The sequence below is a fragment of the Celeribacter arenosi genome (assembly GCF_039539485.1).
Taxonomy (GTDB): Bacteria; Pseudomonadota; Alphaproteobacteria; order Rhodobacterales; family Rhodobacteraceae; genus Celeribacter; species Celeribacter arenosi.
This window is the reverse complement of record NZ_BAABDF010000007.1, coordinates 827,992-845,015: the sequence shown is the minus strand read 5'-3', so window position 1 is coordinate 845,015 and position 17,024 is coordinate 827,992. Positions and strand designations below refer to the sequence as shown.

General features: G+C 60.1%; 19 protein-coding genes. 10 read left to right on the top strand and 9 right to left on the bottom strand.

The window, feature by feature from the left end:
* Window positions 1-48: 48 nt before the first annotated feature.
* On the bottom strand, window positions 49-1,599 hold the full coding sequence (locus ABD815_RS11790) for an NAD(P)H-hydrate dehydratase (protein ID WP_344847363.1): 1,551 nt from the start codon (window positions 1,597-1,599) through the stop codon (window positions 49-51).
* 260 nt (window positions 1,600-1,859) lie between these two features.
* Here ABD815_RS11790 and ABD815_RS11785 point away from each other — a divergent pair, with 260 nt between their 5' ends.
* Together ABD815_RS11785 and glnA are read left to right on the top strand one after the other, a co-directional pair.
* Window positions 1,860-2,198, top strand: a complete 339-nt coding sequence (locus tag ABD815_RS11785) for a P-II family nitrogen regulator (protein ID WP_344847362.1) — start codon at window positions 1,860-1,862, stop codon at window positions 2,196-2,198.
* Between the two features lie 79 nt (window positions 2,199-2,277).
* A complete protein-coding gene (gene glnA, locus ABD815_RS11780) occupies window positions 2,278-3,684 on the top strand; it encodes a type I glutamate--ammonia ligase (RefSeq protein WP_344847361.1) in 1,407 nt (468 codons plus the stop codon).
* A gap of 100 nt (window positions 3,685-3,784) precedes the next feature.
* Here glnA and ABD815_RS11775 read toward each other — a convergent pair whose 3' ends face one another.
* Both ABD815_RS11775 and ABD815_RS11770 read right to left on the bottom strand, forming a co-directional pair.
* On the bottom strand, window positions 3,785-4,783 hold the full coding sequence (locus ABD815_RS11775; protein ID WP_344847360.1) for an exonuclease domain-containing protein: 999 nt from the start codon (window positions 4,781-4,783) through the stop codon (window positions 3,785-3,787).
* A 173-nt stretch (window positions 4,784-4,956) separates the two neighbouring features.
* Window positions 4,957-5,322 (bottom strand): VOC family protein, encoded by a 366-nt coding sequence (locus ABD815_RS11770; RefSeq protein WP_344847359.1) that lies wholly within the window; start codon window positions 5,320-5,322, stop codon window positions 4,957-4,959.
* 118 nt (window positions 5,323-5,440) lie between these two features.
* On the opposite strand from ABD815_RS11770, the gene ABD815_RS11765 reads away from it, so the two are divergent.
* Window positions 5,441-5,842 carry a hypothetical protein gene (locus tag ABD815_RS11765; RefSeq protein ID WP_344847357.1) on the top strand — a complete coding sequence of 134 codons (402 nt, stop codon included), beginning with the start codon at window positions 5,441-5,443 and terminating at the stop codon, window positions 5,840-5,842.
* 219 nt (window positions 5,843-6,061) lie between these two features.
* On the opposite strand, the gene ABD815_RS11760 is transcribed toward ABD815_RS11765, so the two are convergent.
* Both ABD815_RS11760 and ABD815_RS11755 read right to left on the bottom strand, forming a co-directional pair.
* Window positions 6,062-6,913 carry a hypothetical protein gene (locus ABD815_RS11760; RefSeq protein WP_344847355.1) on the bottom strand — a complete coding sequence of 284 codons (852 nt, stop codon included), beginning with the start codon at window positions 6,911-6,913 and terminating at the stop codon, window positions 6,062-6,064.
* Window positions 6,914-7,272: 359 nt separating this feature from the next.
* Window positions 7,273-8,142 (bottom strand): DUF533 domain-containing protein, encoded by an 870-nt coding sequence (locus tag ABD815_RS11755; RefSeq protein ID WP_344847353.1) that lies wholly within the window; start codon window positions 8,140-8,142, stop codon window positions 7,273-7,275.
* A gap of 481 nt (window positions 8,143-8,623) precedes the next feature.
* On the opposite strand from ABD815_RS11755, the gene ABD815_RS11750 reads away from it, so the two are divergent.
* Complete coding sequence (locus tag ABD815_RS11750) at window positions 8,624-8,995, top strand: hypothetical protein (RefSeq protein WP_344847351.1); 372 nt, start codon at window positions 8,624-8,626, stop codon at window positions 8,993-8,995.
* Between the two features lie 8 nt (window positions 8,996-9,003).
* The gene (locus ABD815_RS11745) at window positions 9,004-9,291 is read left to right on the top strand and encodes a hypothetical protein (protein ID WP_344847349.1); all 288 of its coding nucleotides are present in this window, start codon (window positions 9,004-9,006) and stop codon (window positions 9,289-9,291) included.
* 95 nt (window positions 9,292-9,386) lie between these two features.
* Here ABD815_RS11745 and ABD815_RS11740 read toward each other — a convergent pair whose 3' ends face one another.
* Together ABD815_RS11740 and ABD815_RS11735 are read right to left on the bottom strand one after the other, a co-directional pair.
* Window positions 9,387-9,986 carry a biotin transporter BioY gene (locus tag ABD815_RS11740; RefSeq protein ID WP_344847347.1) on the bottom strand — a complete coding sequence of 200 codons (600 nt, stop codon included), beginning with the start codon at window positions 9,984-9,986 and terminating at the stop codon, window positions 9,387-9,389.
* A 152-nt stretch (window positions 9,987-10,138) separates the two neighbouring features.
* Window positions 10,139-10,552 (bottom strand): DUF6314 family protein, encoded by a 414-nt coding sequence (locus tag ABD815_RS11735; protein WP_344847345.1) that lies wholly within the window; start codon window positions 10,550-10,552, stop codon window positions 10,139-10,141.
* A gap of 182 nt (window positions 10,553-10,734) precedes the next feature.
* Between ABD815_RS11735 and purB the strand changes: the two genes are divergently transcribed.
* From purB to ABD815_RS11710, 5 genes are all read left to right on the top strand, one after another.
* Complete coding sequence (gene purB / locus ABD815_RS11730) at window positions 10,735-12,036, top strand: adenylosuccinate lyase (RefSeq protein WP_344847343.1); 1,302 nt, start codon at window positions 10,735-10,737, stop codon at window positions 12,034-12,036.
* Window positions 12,037-12,092: 56 nt separating this feature from the next.
* On the top strand, window positions 12,093-12,251 hold the full coding sequence (locus tag ABD815_RS11725) for a hypothetical protein (protein WP_344847341.1): 159 nt from the start codon (window positions 12,093-12,095) through the stop codon (window positions 12,249-12,251).
* A 112-nt stretch (window positions 12,252-12,363) separates the two neighbouring features.
* On the top strand, window positions 12,364-13,482 hold the full coding sequence (locus ABD815_RS11720; RefSeq protein WP_344847339.1) for a flagellar motor switch protein FliG: 1,119 nt from the start codon (window positions 12,364-12,366) through the stop codon (window positions 13,480-13,482).
* Between the two features lie 83 nt (window positions 13,483-13,565).
* Window positions 13,566-14,471, top strand: coding sequence for a DMT family transporter (locus ABD815_RS11715; RefSeq protein WP_344847337.1), 906 nt, complete (start codon window positions 13,566-13,568; stop codon window positions 14,469-14,471).
* Window positions 14,468-15,424 carry a lysophospholipid acyltransferase family protein gene (locus ABD815_RS11710; protein WP_344847335.1) on the top strand — a complete coding sequence of 319 codons (957 nt, stop codon included), beginning with the start codon at window positions 14,468-14,470 and terminating at the stop codon, window positions 15,422-15,424. Before ABD815_RS11715 ends, ABD815_RS11710 begins: the two co-directional genes overlap by 4 nt.
* A gap of 96 nt (window positions 15,425-15,520) precedes the next feature.
* On the opposite strand, the gene ABD815_RS11705 is transcribed toward ABD815_RS11710, so the two are convergent.
* Together ABD815_RS11705 and ABD815_RS11700 are read right to left on the bottom strand one after the other, a co-directional pair.
* Window positions 15,521-16,243: a DUF1223 domain-containing protein gene (locus tag ABD815_RS11705; protein WP_344847333.1), complete on the bottom strand. Its 723-nt coding sequence runs from the start codon at window positions 16,241-16,243 to the stop codon at window positions 15,521-15,523.
* 102 nt (window positions 16,244-16,345) lie between these two features.
* A complete protein-coding gene (locus ABD815_RS11700) occupies window positions 16,346-16,939 on the bottom strand; it encodes a hypothetical protein (protein ID WP_344847331.1) in 594 nt (197 codons plus the stop codon).
* Between the last annotated feature and the right edge of the window lie 85 nt (window positions 16,940-17,024).

The window sequence follows — 17,024 nt, the reverse complement described above, 5'->3', positions numbered from 1 at the left end:
TTTACATCTTTTACATGTTTTAAAACACCGATTTGCGTCACCGCGCGCTCACGGGTCGAGGGCGCGCAGCACTTTTGGCAGTTCTTCGGGCAGGTCCTCGGCGATGAGGCCGGGGCCGAAGGACAGGGCCGCCTCGGTGTGCAGCCATGCGGCGGTTTTGGCGGCCTGCATCGGGGCGAAGCCGCGCGCCAAGAGGCCGGTGATGAAACCGGCAAGCACATCGCCCGATCCGGCGGTGGCCAGCCATGGCGCGGCGCGATCATAGGTGGCGGCGTTGATCGCGGCGCGCCCGTCGGGGGCGGCGATCACGGTGTCGGGGCCTTTGAAGAGCACGGTGCAGCCTGCGCGTTTGGCGGCGGCGCGGGTGGCGTCGAGTTTGCTATAGGCGGGGCCTATGGTCGGGGGTTCTGCGAGGCGGTCGGCGATATCCGGGAAGAGGCGTTTGAATTCGCCTTCGTGTGGGGTGAGCACGCAGGTTTCATGGAGTTTTGAGAAGGTCGATGTATCGCGCGCCAGCGCGGTGAGCGCGTCGGCGTCGAGCACCGTGGGGCGTTTGGCGGCGAGCACGGTGGGGAGCATGTCGTCTGCGCGATCCACGCCGAAACCGGGGCCGATGCAAAGCGCGTTGATGCGGGCGTCTTTGAGGGTTTCGGCGAGCGCCTCGGGCGTGTCGATCTCGGTCAGCATCACGGCGGTGAGATGGGCGGCGTTTTCGGCCAGTGCGGCGTGCGGAGTGGCCAGTGTGACGAGGCCCGCGCCGATCCTGAGCGCGCCGCGCGCGGCGAGGCGGGCGGCACCGGTTTTGCCCGCGGGGCCCGACAGGATCAGGGCGTGGCCGTGGGTGTATTTTTGGGCACCGCGCGATTTGCGCAGGTTGGATGGCTGCGACGGAGCGGTGCAGAGCGTGGCGGTGCTCAAGGTGGCGGTGTCGGTGGATGGCGGGGTGGTCAGGCCGATGTCGGCGATCACGGTTTTGCCGCAGGTTCGCGGGCCCTCTGCGAGGGTATGGCCGAGCTTGAGACTATGGAAGGTGACGGTCAGATCCGCCGTGACGTATTCGCGGCCGATCGCGCGGCCGGAATCGGCACACAGGCCTGTCGGCATATCGACCGCGACGATGCGGTGGTCCGCGCCGACTTCGGGGTGGGGGTCGAGCGCGAAGAGCGGCAGATCGACGGGGCGGGTCAGGCCGGTGCCAAAGAGCGCATCAATCAGCAGGTCTTTGCGGGTGTGGAAGCTGTCCTGCGTGAGGCTTTGCGCGGTCAGGGGCGAGACCGTGCCCATGTCAGCCCAGCGGTCGTGGTTGGTGCGCGCATCGGGGGGGAGGTTTTCGGGGTCTCCGTAGAGATAGAGTTCGATGTCCCAGCCGCGCTGTTTTAGGAGGCGCGCGATGACGAAACCGTCGCCGCCATTGTTGCCGGGACCGCAGAGGACGAGGGCTTTGTGTGAGGTTTTGGCGAGATCGGGCCATTCGTTGAGGATGGCGGTGAGAACGCCCTGCCCTGCGCGCTCCATCAGGGTCAGGCCGGTGACGGTGCCCGAGGTGATGGCGTCGTGTTCAAGGGCGCGCATTTGGGCGGAGGTCAGAACGCCGGTCATCGCGTGGCTCTGCGATCATGTGTTGCGACCGTGTCAAAAGACACGGGATCAAGGGCGCGCATTTGGGCACTGGTCAGCAATTCTGCCATTTTTTGCCTCTAAAGTTTATAAACCGCCCATTTTGATTCCACATTGCACAAATATTGAGCATTGCATGCCGAATCCGGAGGTGCATTCAGATGCCGTCAACCTAGCCGATTGTGGGCCCATAAGAGAAATGGTCTCACGTCAGGCAATGATTCAAGGGAGTGAAGTGGTTCATGAAAAAGATCGAAGCGATCATCAAGCCTTTCAAACTCGACGAAGTGAAAGAAGCTCTGCAGGACATCGGTGTTCAGGGGCTTTCGGTTGTCGAAGTTAAGGGTTTCGGCCGTCAAAAAGGCCACACCGAACTTTATCGCGGCGCTGAATATGTCGTCGATTTCCTGCCGAAGGTGAAAATCGAGGTTGTGTTGTCGGACGATCAGGTCGACGGCGCGCTGGAGGCTATCGTGTCGGCGGCCAAGACCGACAAGATCGGCGACGGCAAGATTTTCGTCTCCCCCGTCGAGCAAGCCATCCGTATCCGCACCGGCGAGTCCGGTGAAGACGCACTTTAAGGGAGGGTGCGCGGCCCTCTCTATTGGCCCGCGCGCGCGCTAAAGTCATCCATCTACTGTGAAGGGACACTGTAATAAAATGAGCATCAAAGACGCAATCAAACTGATGAAGGACGAAGACGTTCAATACGTTGACGTTCGCTTCACCGACCCGCGCGGCAAGTTGCAGCACGTGACGCTGCGCCACACGGAAGTGGACGAGGATTTCTTTGAGGAGGGCTTTATGTTCGACGGCTCCTCGATTGCCGGTTGGAAATCCATCGACCAGTCCGACATGAAGCTCATTCCGGATGCGGCGTCGGCCTATATCGATCCGTTCTATGCCGAGAAGACCATGTGCGTGCATTGCACCGTGGTGGAGCCGGACACAGGCGAGAGCTATGACCGCGACCCACGTGGTTGTGCGCAGCGCGCCGAGGCCTATTTGAAGTCTTCGGGCATTGGTGATGCGTTCTACTGTGGTCCCGAGGCGGAATTCTTCCTCTTTGACGACGTGCGTTTCTCTGTCGGGATGAACAAGGTTTCCTTCGAAGTCGACGCGCTGGATGCGGCGTGGAATTCGGACACCGAGTACGAGATGGGCAACACCGGTCATCGTCCGGGCATCAAGGGCGGTTACTTCCCTGTGAACCCGATCGACGACGGTCAGGACATCCGCGGTGAAATGCTGACCACGATGGCCAACATGGGCATGAAGGTCGACAAGCACCACCACGAGGTGGCGTCCTGTCAGCACGAGCTGGGTCTGATTTTCGGCACGCTGACCACGCAGGCAGACGAGCTGCAGAAGTACAAATATGTCGTGCACAACGTGGCTCAGGCCTACGGCAAATCCGCGACATTCATGCCAAAGCCCATCGCGGGCGACAACGGCACCGGCATGCACGTGAACATGTCGATCTGGAAAGACGGCAAGCCTCTCTTTGCGGGTGACAAATACGCCGACCTGTCTCAGGAAGCGCTGTATTTCATCGGTGGTATCCTCAAGCACGCCAAGGCGCTGAACGCGATCACCAACCCGTCGACCAACTCCTACAAGCGTCTGATCCCGGGCTTTGAGGCCCCTGTTCTGCGCGCCTACTCCGCGTCCAACCGGTCGGGTTGCGTGCGTATTCCATGGGCGGAATCGCCCAAGGCGAAACGCGTCGAGGCCCGTTTCCCCGATCCGTCCGCGAACCCCTACCTGTGCTTTGCGGCGCTGTTGATGGCCGGTCTTGACGGCATCAAGAACAAGATCGATCCGGGCCCCTCGTCCGACAAGGATCTCTACGATCTGCCACCCGAAGAACTGGCCGGTATCCCGACCGTTTGTGGCAGCCTTCGTGAGGCTCTTGAGGAGCTGGAGAAAGACATGGACTTCCTTCTGGCCGGTGACGTGTTCACCAAGGACCAGCTCGAAGGCTACATGGATCTCAAGTGGGAGGAAGTTTACTCCTACGAGCACACGCCACACCCGATCGAGTACAAACTGTACTACTCCTGCTAAGCGCGGGGTGATCGAGACATTGGGAAGGGGCGCCTTTTGGGGCGCCCTTTTTCGTATGCGGGTGTTGGGGTGGCGCGCCGGAGAGCTACGCCCATGCGATCTATCGCGCGACCAGTTTCAGGAATTCGGATTCACCAATAATCCTGATCTCATGCCCCTCAAGAGCCAATTGCTCAGCTCGACGGTGTTTGGAGCTTTTTTCGTGGCCCGCCAGTGTCGAAAGGTCCTGATCGCCGACAACAAGGATTGAAACCTTCTTCGAAACACTCGACTTAACTGTGATTCCGGCGCCTGCGGCAATGGTCGCAGCTTCGATGCGCGAAATAGACAGTTGCCCTGTAAAGCACGCAACCTGGCCATATAGAGGACCTTCTTGATTACCCTCAAGCGCAATGGAAGTTTGGTAGTTGTTACGCTGTGACTTAGCTAGATCTGCGAAGGTTTGGCCCGTCTTTTCCTCCGCCTTCAGAGTAACCAGTGCAGCCGCCCGTGCATCTTCTTCGGCATCATGATGGTCGAATTGTAACCTTAGAAATTCTTTCAGGCTGGCCAGACCATGCCCCCCATTTCCTTTGAGCTCCGGCCACGCCCGTCTAGCTATTCGGACACTATCCAGCCAATTGGCGCGTAACTCTGGAATGCCATAGTCTTCGCAGGCCGCTTTGAATGCTTGTTTGTCGAAGTTGCTATGCTGGATAAGGATGTGGCGTTCCAGAAAAGGACGCAATGTTTGTATGGCCGCATCAAAGGTCAAAGCATTTTCTACGGCTGCTTCGTCAATTCCGTGCAAAGCAATATTGAAATCGTCAAATTTTTGACGTGGGTCGATTAGGACGCCGAATGTTTCGACACGTCCATCTGGCCGCACCATTGCCAACCCGATTTGGCATATACTCCCCTGATTTCCATTGGCTGTTTCCACATCGACAGCAACAAAGCGATAGGTTTCCCGAAAGAGCCGGCTCGGGTCGGCGTGGTCTGGTGGTGGCACCACTTCTGCAATTTGTTGGATCGGTGGCTTAGTTTCCTCCAAGCCAATACTCTCGCTCAGGCTCGGCGTTGCGGTTCGCTTAAAAAGTCTTTGAAAAATCCGGTTCATTGGGAATCCAATAAATTTGATTGAATTTCCGCTACTGTATTCTTCAGATTTTCAATCCGTCCAGTCCGCAGTCGGATCAAACCCGAAATTCGCCAGACGCCACGACAAATGGTAAAGGCCCCGAGCATGTGCCGGGGCCATTTTCGTGTTCAGGGCGCTGGTGGTTGTGCCGCTCAGGGCGCGGGGGGTTCCCAGAGTTCGATCGGGTTGCCTTCGGGGTCGTGGATGCGGGTGAATTTTCCGATGCCCTCCATGCTCACCACTTCGCCGCAGGGGATGCCGGCGGCTGTGAGGTCGGCGCAGGCGGTGTCGAGGTTTTCGACGCGGAAGTTCAGCATGAAAGCGTGGTCTTTTTCGAAGTAATCCGTGTCCGCGGCGAAAGGGGAAAAGACCGTCACGCCGGGGGCGGTGGTCCAGGGCGTCATCGCCTCGGAGGTCGGGGCGGGGTCGATGCCCAGATGGGTGTGATACCACGCCGCCAGGGCGTCGGGGTCTTTGGCGCGAAAGAAGAAGCCGCCAATTCCAAGTACTTTGACCATGTCGCTTTCCTCGTTTTGTGTTGAGCGCAGGGGATTTGGTGATCCGACTATGGCGGCGCGCGCGGGATTTGGGTAGGCAGGGGTTTTAGAACATAGAAAATTGACGAGAGGGACGGATATGGGCAATCGGGTTGTGAAGTTTGGTGTCGTTGTGGGCGCCGTTTTGGCGGTGGGGGCGTGTTCGGGCGCGTGGGAAGAGGACGGTCTGGGCGGGATCGAGACCAAGGCCCCTGCCTCGATGCAGGTGAGCCGCGCGCCGACGCCCGCCGATGAGATCCAGTTGTTCACCGGCAGCAGTGCCGCGCGCAGTTTTACGGTTATTCAGGACATCGAGGTGGCGGTGAACAAAACCACGGCCTTCCATCCCAATCCGACCGTTGCCGGTGTGGAGGCGCGGCTGCGCGCGAGTGCGGCCAAGCTCGGCGGGGATGCGGTGATCAATGTGGTGATTTCGGACGTGAAAATCCGCGCCTTTAGTTGGGGCGGTCGCACGGGGTCGGGCACGGTTGTGAAATACTGACGGGTTCGGGGGTGTCAGGCAGGTTGTATGGGGCTGGTGTGGGGCCGTAAGAGACTTTGGACGGCCTTGCAGCGAACGGCCGCAAGGAGGCCATTTTGACCTATGCTACATACCGTTCGAATGTCAGAGATTCGCAGAAAACCTACCAACCAAAGAGTGGCCAGTTTGCTGACTGCCGCCATCAAACTCGACTTTGGGTTGCTACTTAGAATTAGGTAGTCAACGCAGAGGAATATCGGAGTTCGATAGCTCGATTCCTGAATATTCACTGACCAACTCTTTTATTGAGGCTTCACTGTCAGGATTAATGCTCGGGCCAAAACACACTGACTTAATGGCAAAACCTAGACTGTCATTTTCGAGGGGAAGTTCAAGAAAGCGTATCGGTCCGTGCTGACTTTGTCGTTGCTGAATTGGCAATGCAGGAACATGCGTACCGTCACTCTTGTGACCCCCAACATCCCGCAAACCAAACGGCATTGTATCGTCGGTCACCGTGAGACGAGATATCCGCACCTCCCGCTCGGATCGAAAACGCGGATCCTTGAAAGCATACAAATCAAACACCAACATTGATGCCAGCTCTTCCAACTCGTGGCGATTATCTGGGTTATCTTCAAAAGCGGATTGCAGCATAGATAGGCCCGAATTTACAAAGTCCTTCAAGTAGTCAGTATCATAAGACACTCGCCTTACCGCCACACCAGCGGCTTCTGTCAACCAGAATGCGTCGATTCCCAGAGTGCACCCCGTACCGTGACCCGCATATCGGTCCCAAAGTCCGACATCATCCTTCTCTTCGGTCAGGCTTCCTATCATCATTGTGGTCGCAGGCTCGTGTGTCGTGAGCTTGATGTTTGCCGTCCAACGAGGAAATTCTTCGACCCAGACCTCACGGTTCTGATACGCCTCAATAAACTTGGATTTGGCGTATTCATACTCGGATGTATCATTCATCTTCGAGAATTCCGAAAGTCGTAGCTTTTTGGTCCGAAGAACAGCTTCCGCGCCCTCCGCTGAAGTGTAGTGATACAACGTTTGGCCCGTAACTGGCTCGAAGAAATGCTTCATCAAAACTCCCACCTTCCAATTGAACATTTTCTTCTGGGTAAGCTCTAACAGTGAAATTGGCTACTGTCCGACTCCTACTTGTCGGATAACGAGCCAATGGCTGGTTGTCCTTGCGTTTTCGATCCTGAGCCATTTCTGCTTTGATTGGAAGCGCGGTCATACCATTCGTGAAATCGGACGGCAGCTCCGTCCGCATTGCCGACCAACCCGTATTACAGACACGCTGCACGGGGAATGGGCGGTGGGGTTTTGTTGGCCCTGCCCTACAATGCGCAAAGGCCCCGGGCTTATGCCGGGGCCTTTTTTCGTGTTCAGCGCGCTTGGGGGTGGGTCGCTGAAGGGGGTAGGCGCGGGGTTGGTTAGCGGTAGAGGACCGGTTCGCCCATTTTTTCGTGGATGGCGTTGGCCATCTGGGGCTGGATTTTGAGGGCCTGACCGAGGGCGTGGATGTATTCCGCTTCGGCTTTGCTATCGAGGTCGAGGGCGACCAGCGACATCATGTAGACCTGCTGTTCGAGGCCACGGGGCACGTCGCGTGCGAGGGCCTGGACATCGACGGGTTTGGACAGCTCTTCGTTCACAAAGGCCATTTCGTCGTGGGTGAGGTCCTGCAGGTTGGCCATCAGGGCCTTTTTCTCTTCGGCGTCGATGCGGCCGTCGGATTTGGCGGCCTGGATCATCGCGCGCAGCATGAGGGCGGCGGTGTCTTCCTGTTCGCGCGACGGGGTGACTTCGGGTTCGTCCATGCGCTGGATGGCTTGGTTCAGCATATCGCCGAGCGAGCCCGAGGAGGGTTTGGGGGCTGCGACCTGACCGGGGTTGGAGGCTTTGCTCAGACCTTCGAGGAGGCCACCGAGGCCGCCCTGTTGGGAAGCACCGCCGCCGCCGAGGACCTGACCGAGCATGTCCTGAAGACCGCCTGCGCCGCCCGCAGAGGCACCGCCTGCCCCGCCGCCGAGGACTTGGCCGAGCAGGTCGCCCAGACCGCCCGTGCCGCCCTGAGATCCGCTCTGCGTGCGTGTGGTGGCTGTGGTGGTGTTCCCGCCGAGCACCTGGCCGAGCATATCGCCCAGACCGCCGCCTGCGCCGGTGGAGGAGCCGGAGCCAAAGACGCTACCCGTGCCGGGGTTGGAAGCTTGGCGGGTGGCGCCGCCTTTGGCCATGGAGCTGACGCCTTTGGCGACTGCGACACCGATGGCAACTTTGGCGAGAGTTTTGACGAGGCTCATAAATTGGGGTCCTTCCCTTAGAATTCTTTGAGGGCATTGTGGGGGGCTGGCGCGGCGCGGGTAAGGGGAATTCCGCGCGTTTGGCGGCATGTGAGGGATGCGTGCGGGTATGGCGCGGGGATTCGGGCGGGGCGGTATGTGCGGGGGCGAGATGTGCGGATTTGGGGGGGCGATTGGCGGTCGGTGCATCAAAATTGCAGGCATTTTTGACCAAAAGGTCGATAAATGGTAAAAGGGCGCGACTTTTTGGCCGCAGTTTTTGCGCAAACGCACAATGCGGTTAGATTTCAGAACGCTAGGCGGAATTTTCTCTGTCACGCGGCGCGGCGGTTGCGGTAAACGACGTAACGTCGCGAATTTTGGCGGAAACGGGTTGTTTCCAATTCCGCGCGTGACGTCCCTTCGGTGCCGGTTATGTGCCGAATTCATGCCTTGTTTCGAAGACTAAACGTTAACCAGTAGATAAATTTTAAAGAGTTCAATGAAACCATCTTTGAAAAACCTTTCCAGCACATCCGTTCCAGAGGGCGATTTTGCCGTTCTGGAGGGCTCTGGCGCGATGGAGAACGGGCGGGCGCATAAGGCCCGTGCGGTGGCGGTTTCGGCCGCGCGCCCCATGAAACGCGTCGCCGAGGGGCTGTATCAGGGTTTGCGGATTGCGGTCTTTGGATTGGCGATGGTGATTGTCTATTCTTTGGCGAAAGACGGGTTGGTGGCGTTTTTTGGCGCCGATAGTGCGCGCTCAACCTATCCTTTGTCGGTTCTCAACGAGCCTGCGCCCGAACCCAGACCCTTTGTCGCCGATCGCCCGCCGAGCGATTCCGCGCCCCTATTGCCGTTGTTGATCCCGTGAGGCGTGCGGTGCGGGCAGATGGTCGGCGCCGTGAAGTGCACCGTGAAGTGCGCCGTGCGGCGTTGATTGCGGCGGCGGAGGCGCGTCGGGGCGAGATGGCGGATCGGCGTGGGGATGTGGCGCCTGTGGCGCCCGTGGCAGAGCCGTCGGGGTTTGCCAAGGTGGTGACGGTTTCCGACACGGCGGTGCGGGTCGTTCAGGTGGGATTGTTCGCCGCGGGGCTGATCTATTTCATTCACACCTTTTTGGCGGGAACGCCGTTTACATCGCTATCCGATCCGGTTGTCGGGATGTGAGGGCGGGTCGTTGAAACGGCTTGGACACCGGACATGAAAAAAGGGCGCCTCGCGGCGCCCGTTTTCGTTTTTGGGGGTTGGTGGGGGCTGCGGGGTTAGCCGCGTGCCTTGCCCACGAATTTCCATGCGGCGGGCAGGATCAGAGCGGCCAGAGCCAGTTTGATTGCGTCGCCCACGAGGAAGGGTGTGAGGCCCCATGCGAGGATCGGTTGGTCCCAGCCGTAGAGTTGGCCGAGCCAGATCAGGCCGGGTACGTAGATGAGCACGTTGCCGATGAACATGCCGAGCGCCATTTTGCCAAACGAGCGGTCCCAGCCTTTGCGGGCGAACATGCCGAGCGCGATGGTGGCGAGCACGTAGCCGATGAGGTAGCCGCCGGTGCCGCCCTTCATGTAGGCGAGGCCGAATTTTTCCGCCGAGGAGCCTGCGAAGACGTCAAAGCCGAGCGCGCCGACGAGCATGTAGAGCGCGATGGTCGCAAACCCGAGGCGCGGGCCGTAGGCGGCACCAAGGCCAAGGACCGCGAAGGTGCCCATGGTGATCGGGACCGGCCACATCGGCACGGCGATTTTGGCGCTGATTGCGAGGATTGCCACACCGGCGAGCACGAGGGCCACCTGTTTGGCGCGCAGAGCGGTGCCTGAGTTTGCGCCGAAAGCTTCGGCGAGCACTTTGTCGGTCATCGGGATTGCCATGAAATTTATCCTTTCACACATCGCAGGTGGAATTGGTTCACTTGTGCCCCATGTGCCCTGCCTTCGCAAGACTATTGGCGGCTTTGGCGGGGGCAAAAGAGGCAAAGCTGCGAAAGTTGCTAAATGGCGGGGGGCGAGTTTGCAAACCCCGCTTAGCGGGAGTTTTCAAAGGTGGTGGTGGAGACGTAGTCCTTGCGCGGGCCTGCCACGTGCCAGCGCGATTGCCACATGGGCCAGCGCGAGAAGTCATAGGTGACATCATAGCGGTCGGGCGCGCAGTCGTGGCCTGCGGTGGGGTTTGTGGCGGCGGGGTCGACGTGGTGGAAGAACCGGCCATCGTCGAAATGGACCGCAATGAGGTCGCCGTCGCTGTGCCACAGGTAGCGCCGCGTGGCCTCAAACGAGGTGCCGGCCAGTGTGAGCGTGCCGGTTTCGGTTTGCAGCAATCCGGTGTCGGTGCGCGTGAAGGTGCAGGTGCCGGTCAGGGTGCCGGTCTGGCGCGCGCGCGCGTCCTCGATGTGGCGGGAGATGGTCCAGTGGCCTTCGAAGTCGTCCAGAGTGCGCATGGGGTCCCTTTTGGCCGGATGGTTGCGTAGTTGCGTGCGGGGATGCGCATTGCGGGGATGCGCGGGTCATTTGTGCGCGTCATTTGTGCGCGTATGGGCGCGGGCGTGCAAGGCCCAGTCTTGCCCTTTCGGGGCGGCGCGCGTACACCGCGCGCGACATCTGACGCAAAGGAAAGACGCCCATGATCCCCCGTTACTCCCGCCCCGATATGGTCGCCATCTGGGAACCGGCCACGAAATTCAAAATCTGGTACGAGATCGAGGCGCATGCCTGTGATGCGATGGCCGATCTGGGGGTGATCCCGCGCGAGAATGCGGATGCGGTGTGGAAGGCCCGCGATGTCGAGTTCGACGTGGCGCGCATTGACGAGATCGAGGCGGTGACCAAGCATGACGTGATCGCGTTCCTGACCCATCTGGCCGAACATGTGGGGTCCGAGGAGGCGCGCTTTGTCCATCAGGGGATGACCTCTTCGGATGTGTTGGACACTTGTTTGAACGTGCAGCTGGTGCGTGCGAGCGACATTCTGGTCGCGGATATGGAGGCGCTGCTGGCGGCGCTGAAGAAACGCGCGATCGAGCATAAGAACACGGTGCGCGTCGGGCGCAGCCACGGCATTCACGCCGAGCCGACGACCATGGGTCTGACTTTTGCGCGGTTTTACGCGGAGATGGATCGCAACCTCGCGCGCCTGAAAGCGGCGCGCGAAGAGATCGCCACGGGGGCGATTTCGGGCGCGGTCGGCACGTTTGCCAATATCGATCCGCGCGTTGAGGAGCATGTCTGTGCGAAACTCGGCCTGACGCCGGAGCCGATTTCCACGCAGGTGATTCCCCGCGACCGTCACGCGATGTTCTTTGCGGTGCTGGGTGTGATTGCCTCGTCGATCGAAAACGTGGCGATTGAAATCCGTCACATGCAGCGCACGGAAGTGTTGGAGGGGGCGGAGTTTTTCTCCATGGGCCAAAAAGGGTCCTCGGCGATGCCGCATAAGAAAAACCCTGTTCTGACCGAAAACCTGACCGGTCTGGCGCGTCTGGTGCGCATGTCTGTGGTGCCCGCGATGGAGAACGTGGCGCTCTGGCATGAGCGCGATATTTCGCACTCCTCCGTGGAGCGCGCCATCGGGCCGGATTCGACCATTACGCTCGATTTTGCGCTCAACCGTTTGACAGGTGTGATCGACAAGATGTTGATTTTCCCTGAAAACATGCTCGACAACATGAACAAATTCCCGGGGCTGGTCATGAGCCAGCGTGTGCTGCTCGCGCTGACGCAGGCGGGTGTGTCGCGCGAAGACGCCTATTCGATGGTACAGCGCAATGCGTTGAAGGTCTGGGAATTCCGCACCGATTTCCGTGAGGAATTGTTGGCGGACGCTGATGTTGTGGCCGCCCTCGGGGTGGAGGGGATCAACGAGAAATTCGACATGGAATATCACACCAAACATGTCGATACGATTTTCAAACGCGTGTTTGGCTAAGAAAATCCGCGGAAATGTGGTAGGGTCATCCTCAGGTCAACTTTGGAGATCCTACCATGATCCGCAAACTTGTTCTTCTATTCGCTCTGATTGCGCCCTTTGGCGCGCCCGCCCTTGCCGAAGGCTGCAGCCATGAACAACGCGCCGCCTCCTGTGCGGACGGGTTGGTTTGGAACGCGGAAAAAGGAATGTGCACCGAGCAGGTGATGGGCTAGGCCCCTGCCCTTTTCGTGCATTTGCCTCGTAAAATCGCGAGCTTGGTAGCTTTGCGTTAAACCTCTTTGTGCGACAGTTGTGCCGAACGGGGCATTTGCGCATGAGGCGAGTTTGAGCGGACTTCCACAATTAACCACGGATGCGGGCGGTTTGCCCGAGCTGGGCGGCTTTGACGGCGCCTTTGATCCCGATGCCTATGGCACGGAGGATTTTTCGCAAGGGTCCACGCGGGTGCCCACGGCGCTGCCGCGCAAGGCGAAGGTGGCGATTATTGTGCGTCTGCTGGCGGCGGAGAATATCAAGCTGCCGCTGTCACATTTCCCCGAACAGATGCAGGTCGATCTGGCTCATCAGATGACCGAGCTGCGCTATATAGACAAGGAAACATTGGCCGCGGTGGTCGAGGAGTTTCTCGATGAACTCGGCGCGATTGGATTGTCCTTTCCCGGTGGGTTGGAGGGGGCGCTCGATGTGCTCGACGGGACAATTTCGCAGACCACGGCGTCCAAGCTGCGCAAGAACGCAGGCTTCACCTTTACCGGTGACCCGTGGGAGCGGATTGCGGATGTGGATGATGCGCGCCTGATGCCGGTGTTGGAGGCCGAGAGCGTCGAAGTGGGCGCGGTGTTGCTCTCTAAACTCAAGGTCGCGAAGGCGGCGGGGCTGATGTCCAAGCTGCCCGGGGAACGGGCGCGCCGGATTGCCTATGCGATTTCGCTGACCGCGTCGATTTCGCCGCTGGTGGTGCAGCGGATCGGGATTTCGATTGCCGCGCGACTGGATGCGCAGCCGCCCAAGGCGTTTCGCGATATGCCGCCCGAACGGGTTGGCGCGATCCTCAACTTTTCGTCGTCGAGCACGCGCGAGGGGGTGTTGGAAGGGCTGGACGAGACCGACGAGGCCTTTGCCCGCGAAGTGCGGCGCAACATCTTTACCTTCGCCAATATCGCTACCCGTCTGGACGGGCGCGATGTGGGCAAGGTGGTGCGCGGTGTCGATCAGGCGGTTCTGGTGCGCGCTTTGGCGGGGGCCTCGGGCGACGGCGAGAAGGCGCGCGATTTCATTTTGGGCAATATGTCCAAACGGATGGCCGACGGGTTGCGCGAAGAGATGGCCGAAATGGGCGAGATTGCGGGGCCGGAGGTCGAAGAGGCGATGAATGCGGTGGTGGGCGCGGTGCGCGAGTTGGAAGCCGCGGGCGACATTTTCCTGTTGGTTGGCGACGACTGAGGGTCGATTTTTGCGCACCGCCTCTGCGCGTGGTCGCGGGCGGTGGGCGTGGACAGGCGACAGGCGGGCGCATAAGGAAAGTCATGATCTGGTTTTCCCGCCTCCCCGACCACACGCGTGGTATTCTGTTCATGCTCGCCTCGGTGAGTGCGTTTTCCTTTATGGATGCTTTGGCGAAGATGTTGGGCCAACGGGTCGATATCTCGCAGGTGCTATTGGCGCGTTATGGCGGGCAGTTGGTGGTGGTGCTGGTTCTGTTTGGCGCGTCGCTGCGGGTGATTGCGCGCACGGCGCATCCGTATTTGCAGCTATTGCGCGCGGTTTTGCAGCTCAGTGCGGCGGGGTCGTTTTTCATCGGGTTGAAATCGCTGGGCCTTGCGGAGGCCACCGCCGTGGGTGATCTGGCGCCTTTGTTCATCACCTTGCTGGCCGCTGTTGTTTTGGGCGAAAAGGTCGGGCCGCGCCGGTGGGCGGGGATTATTGCCGCGCTTTTCGGGGCGTTGTTGATCATCCGGCCGGGCACGGAGGTGTTCACGCCGCAGGCGCTCTGGCCGTTGATGGCGGCACTTTGTCTGGCCGGATATGCCATCGTGACGCGCCATATCGGCACGCGCGAGAGCCCGATGACCGCCCTGCTCTATTCGGGGATTTTCGGCACGGTGATGATGGGATTCGTGGCGCCTGTGCGCTGGGTTCAGCCCGATGGGACGGCGATCTGGTTGATGGCAGCGATCGGGATTGTGGGCACGGTGGGACAATTGATGATGATCCGCGCCTATATGAGCGCGCCGGCCTCGAGCGTGGCACCGTTTTCCTATGCGGGGCTTTTGACGGCGACGCTATGGGGTGTTTTGTTCTTTGGAAACTGGCCGGATTACTGGACGGTGGCGGGTGCGCTTGTGATCGTCGGGGCGGGTCTTTATGTCTGGCAGCGCGAGATGCGCCAACCGGTTGCGGTTGCGCAGGAGGTTGGCGAAGGGCCCAGATGACGATGAAACGCAGCGATCGGGACGGCACGGTAATCGAGGGCTCGCGCGCCCATTGGGTCGAGAATCTGGTCACGCGCGGGTTGTTGTCGATGGTTCTGGCGCTGCCCTACCGGTGGCGGGTGCCGTTCATGGGCTGGTTGATGTCGCGGGTTGTGGGGCCTTTGGCGGGTTACAACAAACGGGTGCGCGCGAATTTGAATTTCGTGCATCCCGAGTTGGACGAAGCGGCGGTGTCGCGGCTGGCGCGCGAGGTCACGGATAATGCCGGGCGCACGATGATCGAGATTTATTCGGGGCGTGAATTCATCGAGCGGATGAAGGATGTGGAGTTTCGCGGTGCGGGTGCTGAGCAATTGTTTGCCGCGCGCGATGCGGGGCGCCCTGTGGTTCTGGTGACGGGGCATTTTGGCAATTACGACGTGCCGCGCGCGGCCTTGAATGCGCGGGGGTACCCCCTCGGGGCGCTTTATAATCCGATGAAGAACCCGTTTTTTAACGCCCATTACGAACGCACGATTGCGACGATTGCCGAGCCTTTGTTTGCGCGGGGATTGGGCGGGTACGGGCGGATGCTGCGCTATCTCGCGCAGGGAAACATGGTCGGCATTCTGATCGATTTGCACGTGAAAACAGCGCCTTACATGGACTTCTTCGGCAAGCCTGCGCGCACGGCCCTGTCGGCGGGGGAAATGGCGATCAAATACGATGCGCTTTTGGTGCCCATTTACGGGGTGCGGGGCGCGGACGGGTTGAGTTTCCACGTCGAGGTCGAGGCCCCCATTGAAAAGGGCAGCGCCGAGGAGATGACGCAGGCGCTCAACGATAGTCTGGCGGCGATTGTGGCGCGCCATATGGGGCAGTGGTTCTGGATCCACAGGCGGTGGAAGCCCGACCAGTATCCCCCTGAAATTGCAGCACAAGTGGCGGGCGAGCAGAAAAAAGGCGGAGCCTAGGCTCCGCCGAACTCATCACCCCCAACGACCCAAGATGGCCGAGGCACTGGAGTGACCATGGCAGGGTTGTGCGAAGATTCGGCTAAGGTATTCGCTCTAATTTGCGACAGTTGCGGCGAGGATCGGTCCGGCGCCATTCGCCTGAACGATGACGGCGGCTTTGTCTGTGCCTGCCACGGGGGCCTCGATGGAGAGCGGGCCGAGCCCGTCCCAGTCGCGCAGCACGGTCCATTCGGTCACGATATTTGAGTAGTCGATTTCGCGGCCCGCGTTTTCGCCCCGCCCGATGGCGACGCGTTCATGGGGTTTGTAGCGCACCAGTTGCACGCGCATGACGGGCAGTCCGGCTGCGACGGGGGTGAGGTGGATGGTGAGCGTTGTGCCGTCGCGCCGAGCGATCAGGCCCACGGCGGGGGGTGCATCGCGCGTCATGCGGCGGTCGATCAGTTCGGCGAGCTTCATCGGTTTGTTGCCGATCACGTGGTCGGCGCCCTGCACGATGATTTGGGGGGTGTAGATGGTGCGTTTGCCGGCGGCCTTTGCGTAGGCTTTCTGGCGCAGGGTGAATTTGGGTTGGGCGAAGTGGTCTTTCCAGCCGATGTAATCCCAGTAGTCGACGTGCAGCGACAGGGCGATGACGTTTTCGCGGGTGGCCAGTTCGTTCATCATGGCGTCTGCGGGGGGGCAGGACGAGCAGCCTTGGGAGGTGAAGAGTTCCACCACCACGGGCACGCGGGTGGATTGGGTGTCTTGGGCCTGTGCGACGGTGCCCGCGCAAGCGAGGGCAAAGGACATCAGGAAGGGTTTGAGGTGTCGCATGGGGTCTCCGGCCTTGGTGGGGACTAGTTAAGACGACAGAGCCGCCGGTGCCAATCAAGGTTTTGAGAGAAACCGTTACAAAGGGGAGAACGGGGGGGCGCGCTAGAGCAGTTCGGGGACCATGCCGAGGGTGAGTGCGCCGATGGGTTTACCGGTGTCGGGGTCGGTGATGGTCATGGAGACCTGCCCCTGATAGGCGCCCGTCGAGGTATCGATCTCCATTTCGCCGACGTAGATGGCGCGCGGGCCCACGGGCACGGTGTGGGCATGTTTGACCTCGTCGCCCTGCCAGTAGTCGGTGGTTTTCTGGGACATCGCGATGGTGATGCCGTTTTCGTCGGTCAGGATCGCCTCTGTCAGGGCGCCGTCATAGGAAGGGAATTGTTTGCGCAGGAATTCCGAGGCTGGGTTTTGCAGTATCGCGGCCACGAGGTCCTCGGCCTGCCCCGTCGTCCATGCGTGATCGAGGTCGCCGATCTGGGCGCGGGTGGTGATGATGTGGTCGCGATTGGCCGCGCGCAGGCTCTCTATGATGACGGGATCATGGGCCCAGAGGGACACATAGTTGGTCATCAGCAGTTCGAGGTAAGGCGCCCAGTAGTTGCGGGTATCGTTCTGGGTGGCCCCGAGCGGGAGCGGCGCGATCACGAGGAGGGAAAAGGCGGCGCGCAGCAGGAGTTCGAGGGCAGATTTCATCGGTGCGCGGTCCTTATGACGGGGTGTGCGCAGGCTACAGGCGAAAACCTTCTACCGTGTTAAGGTCTAAGAACTGGGATTTTGG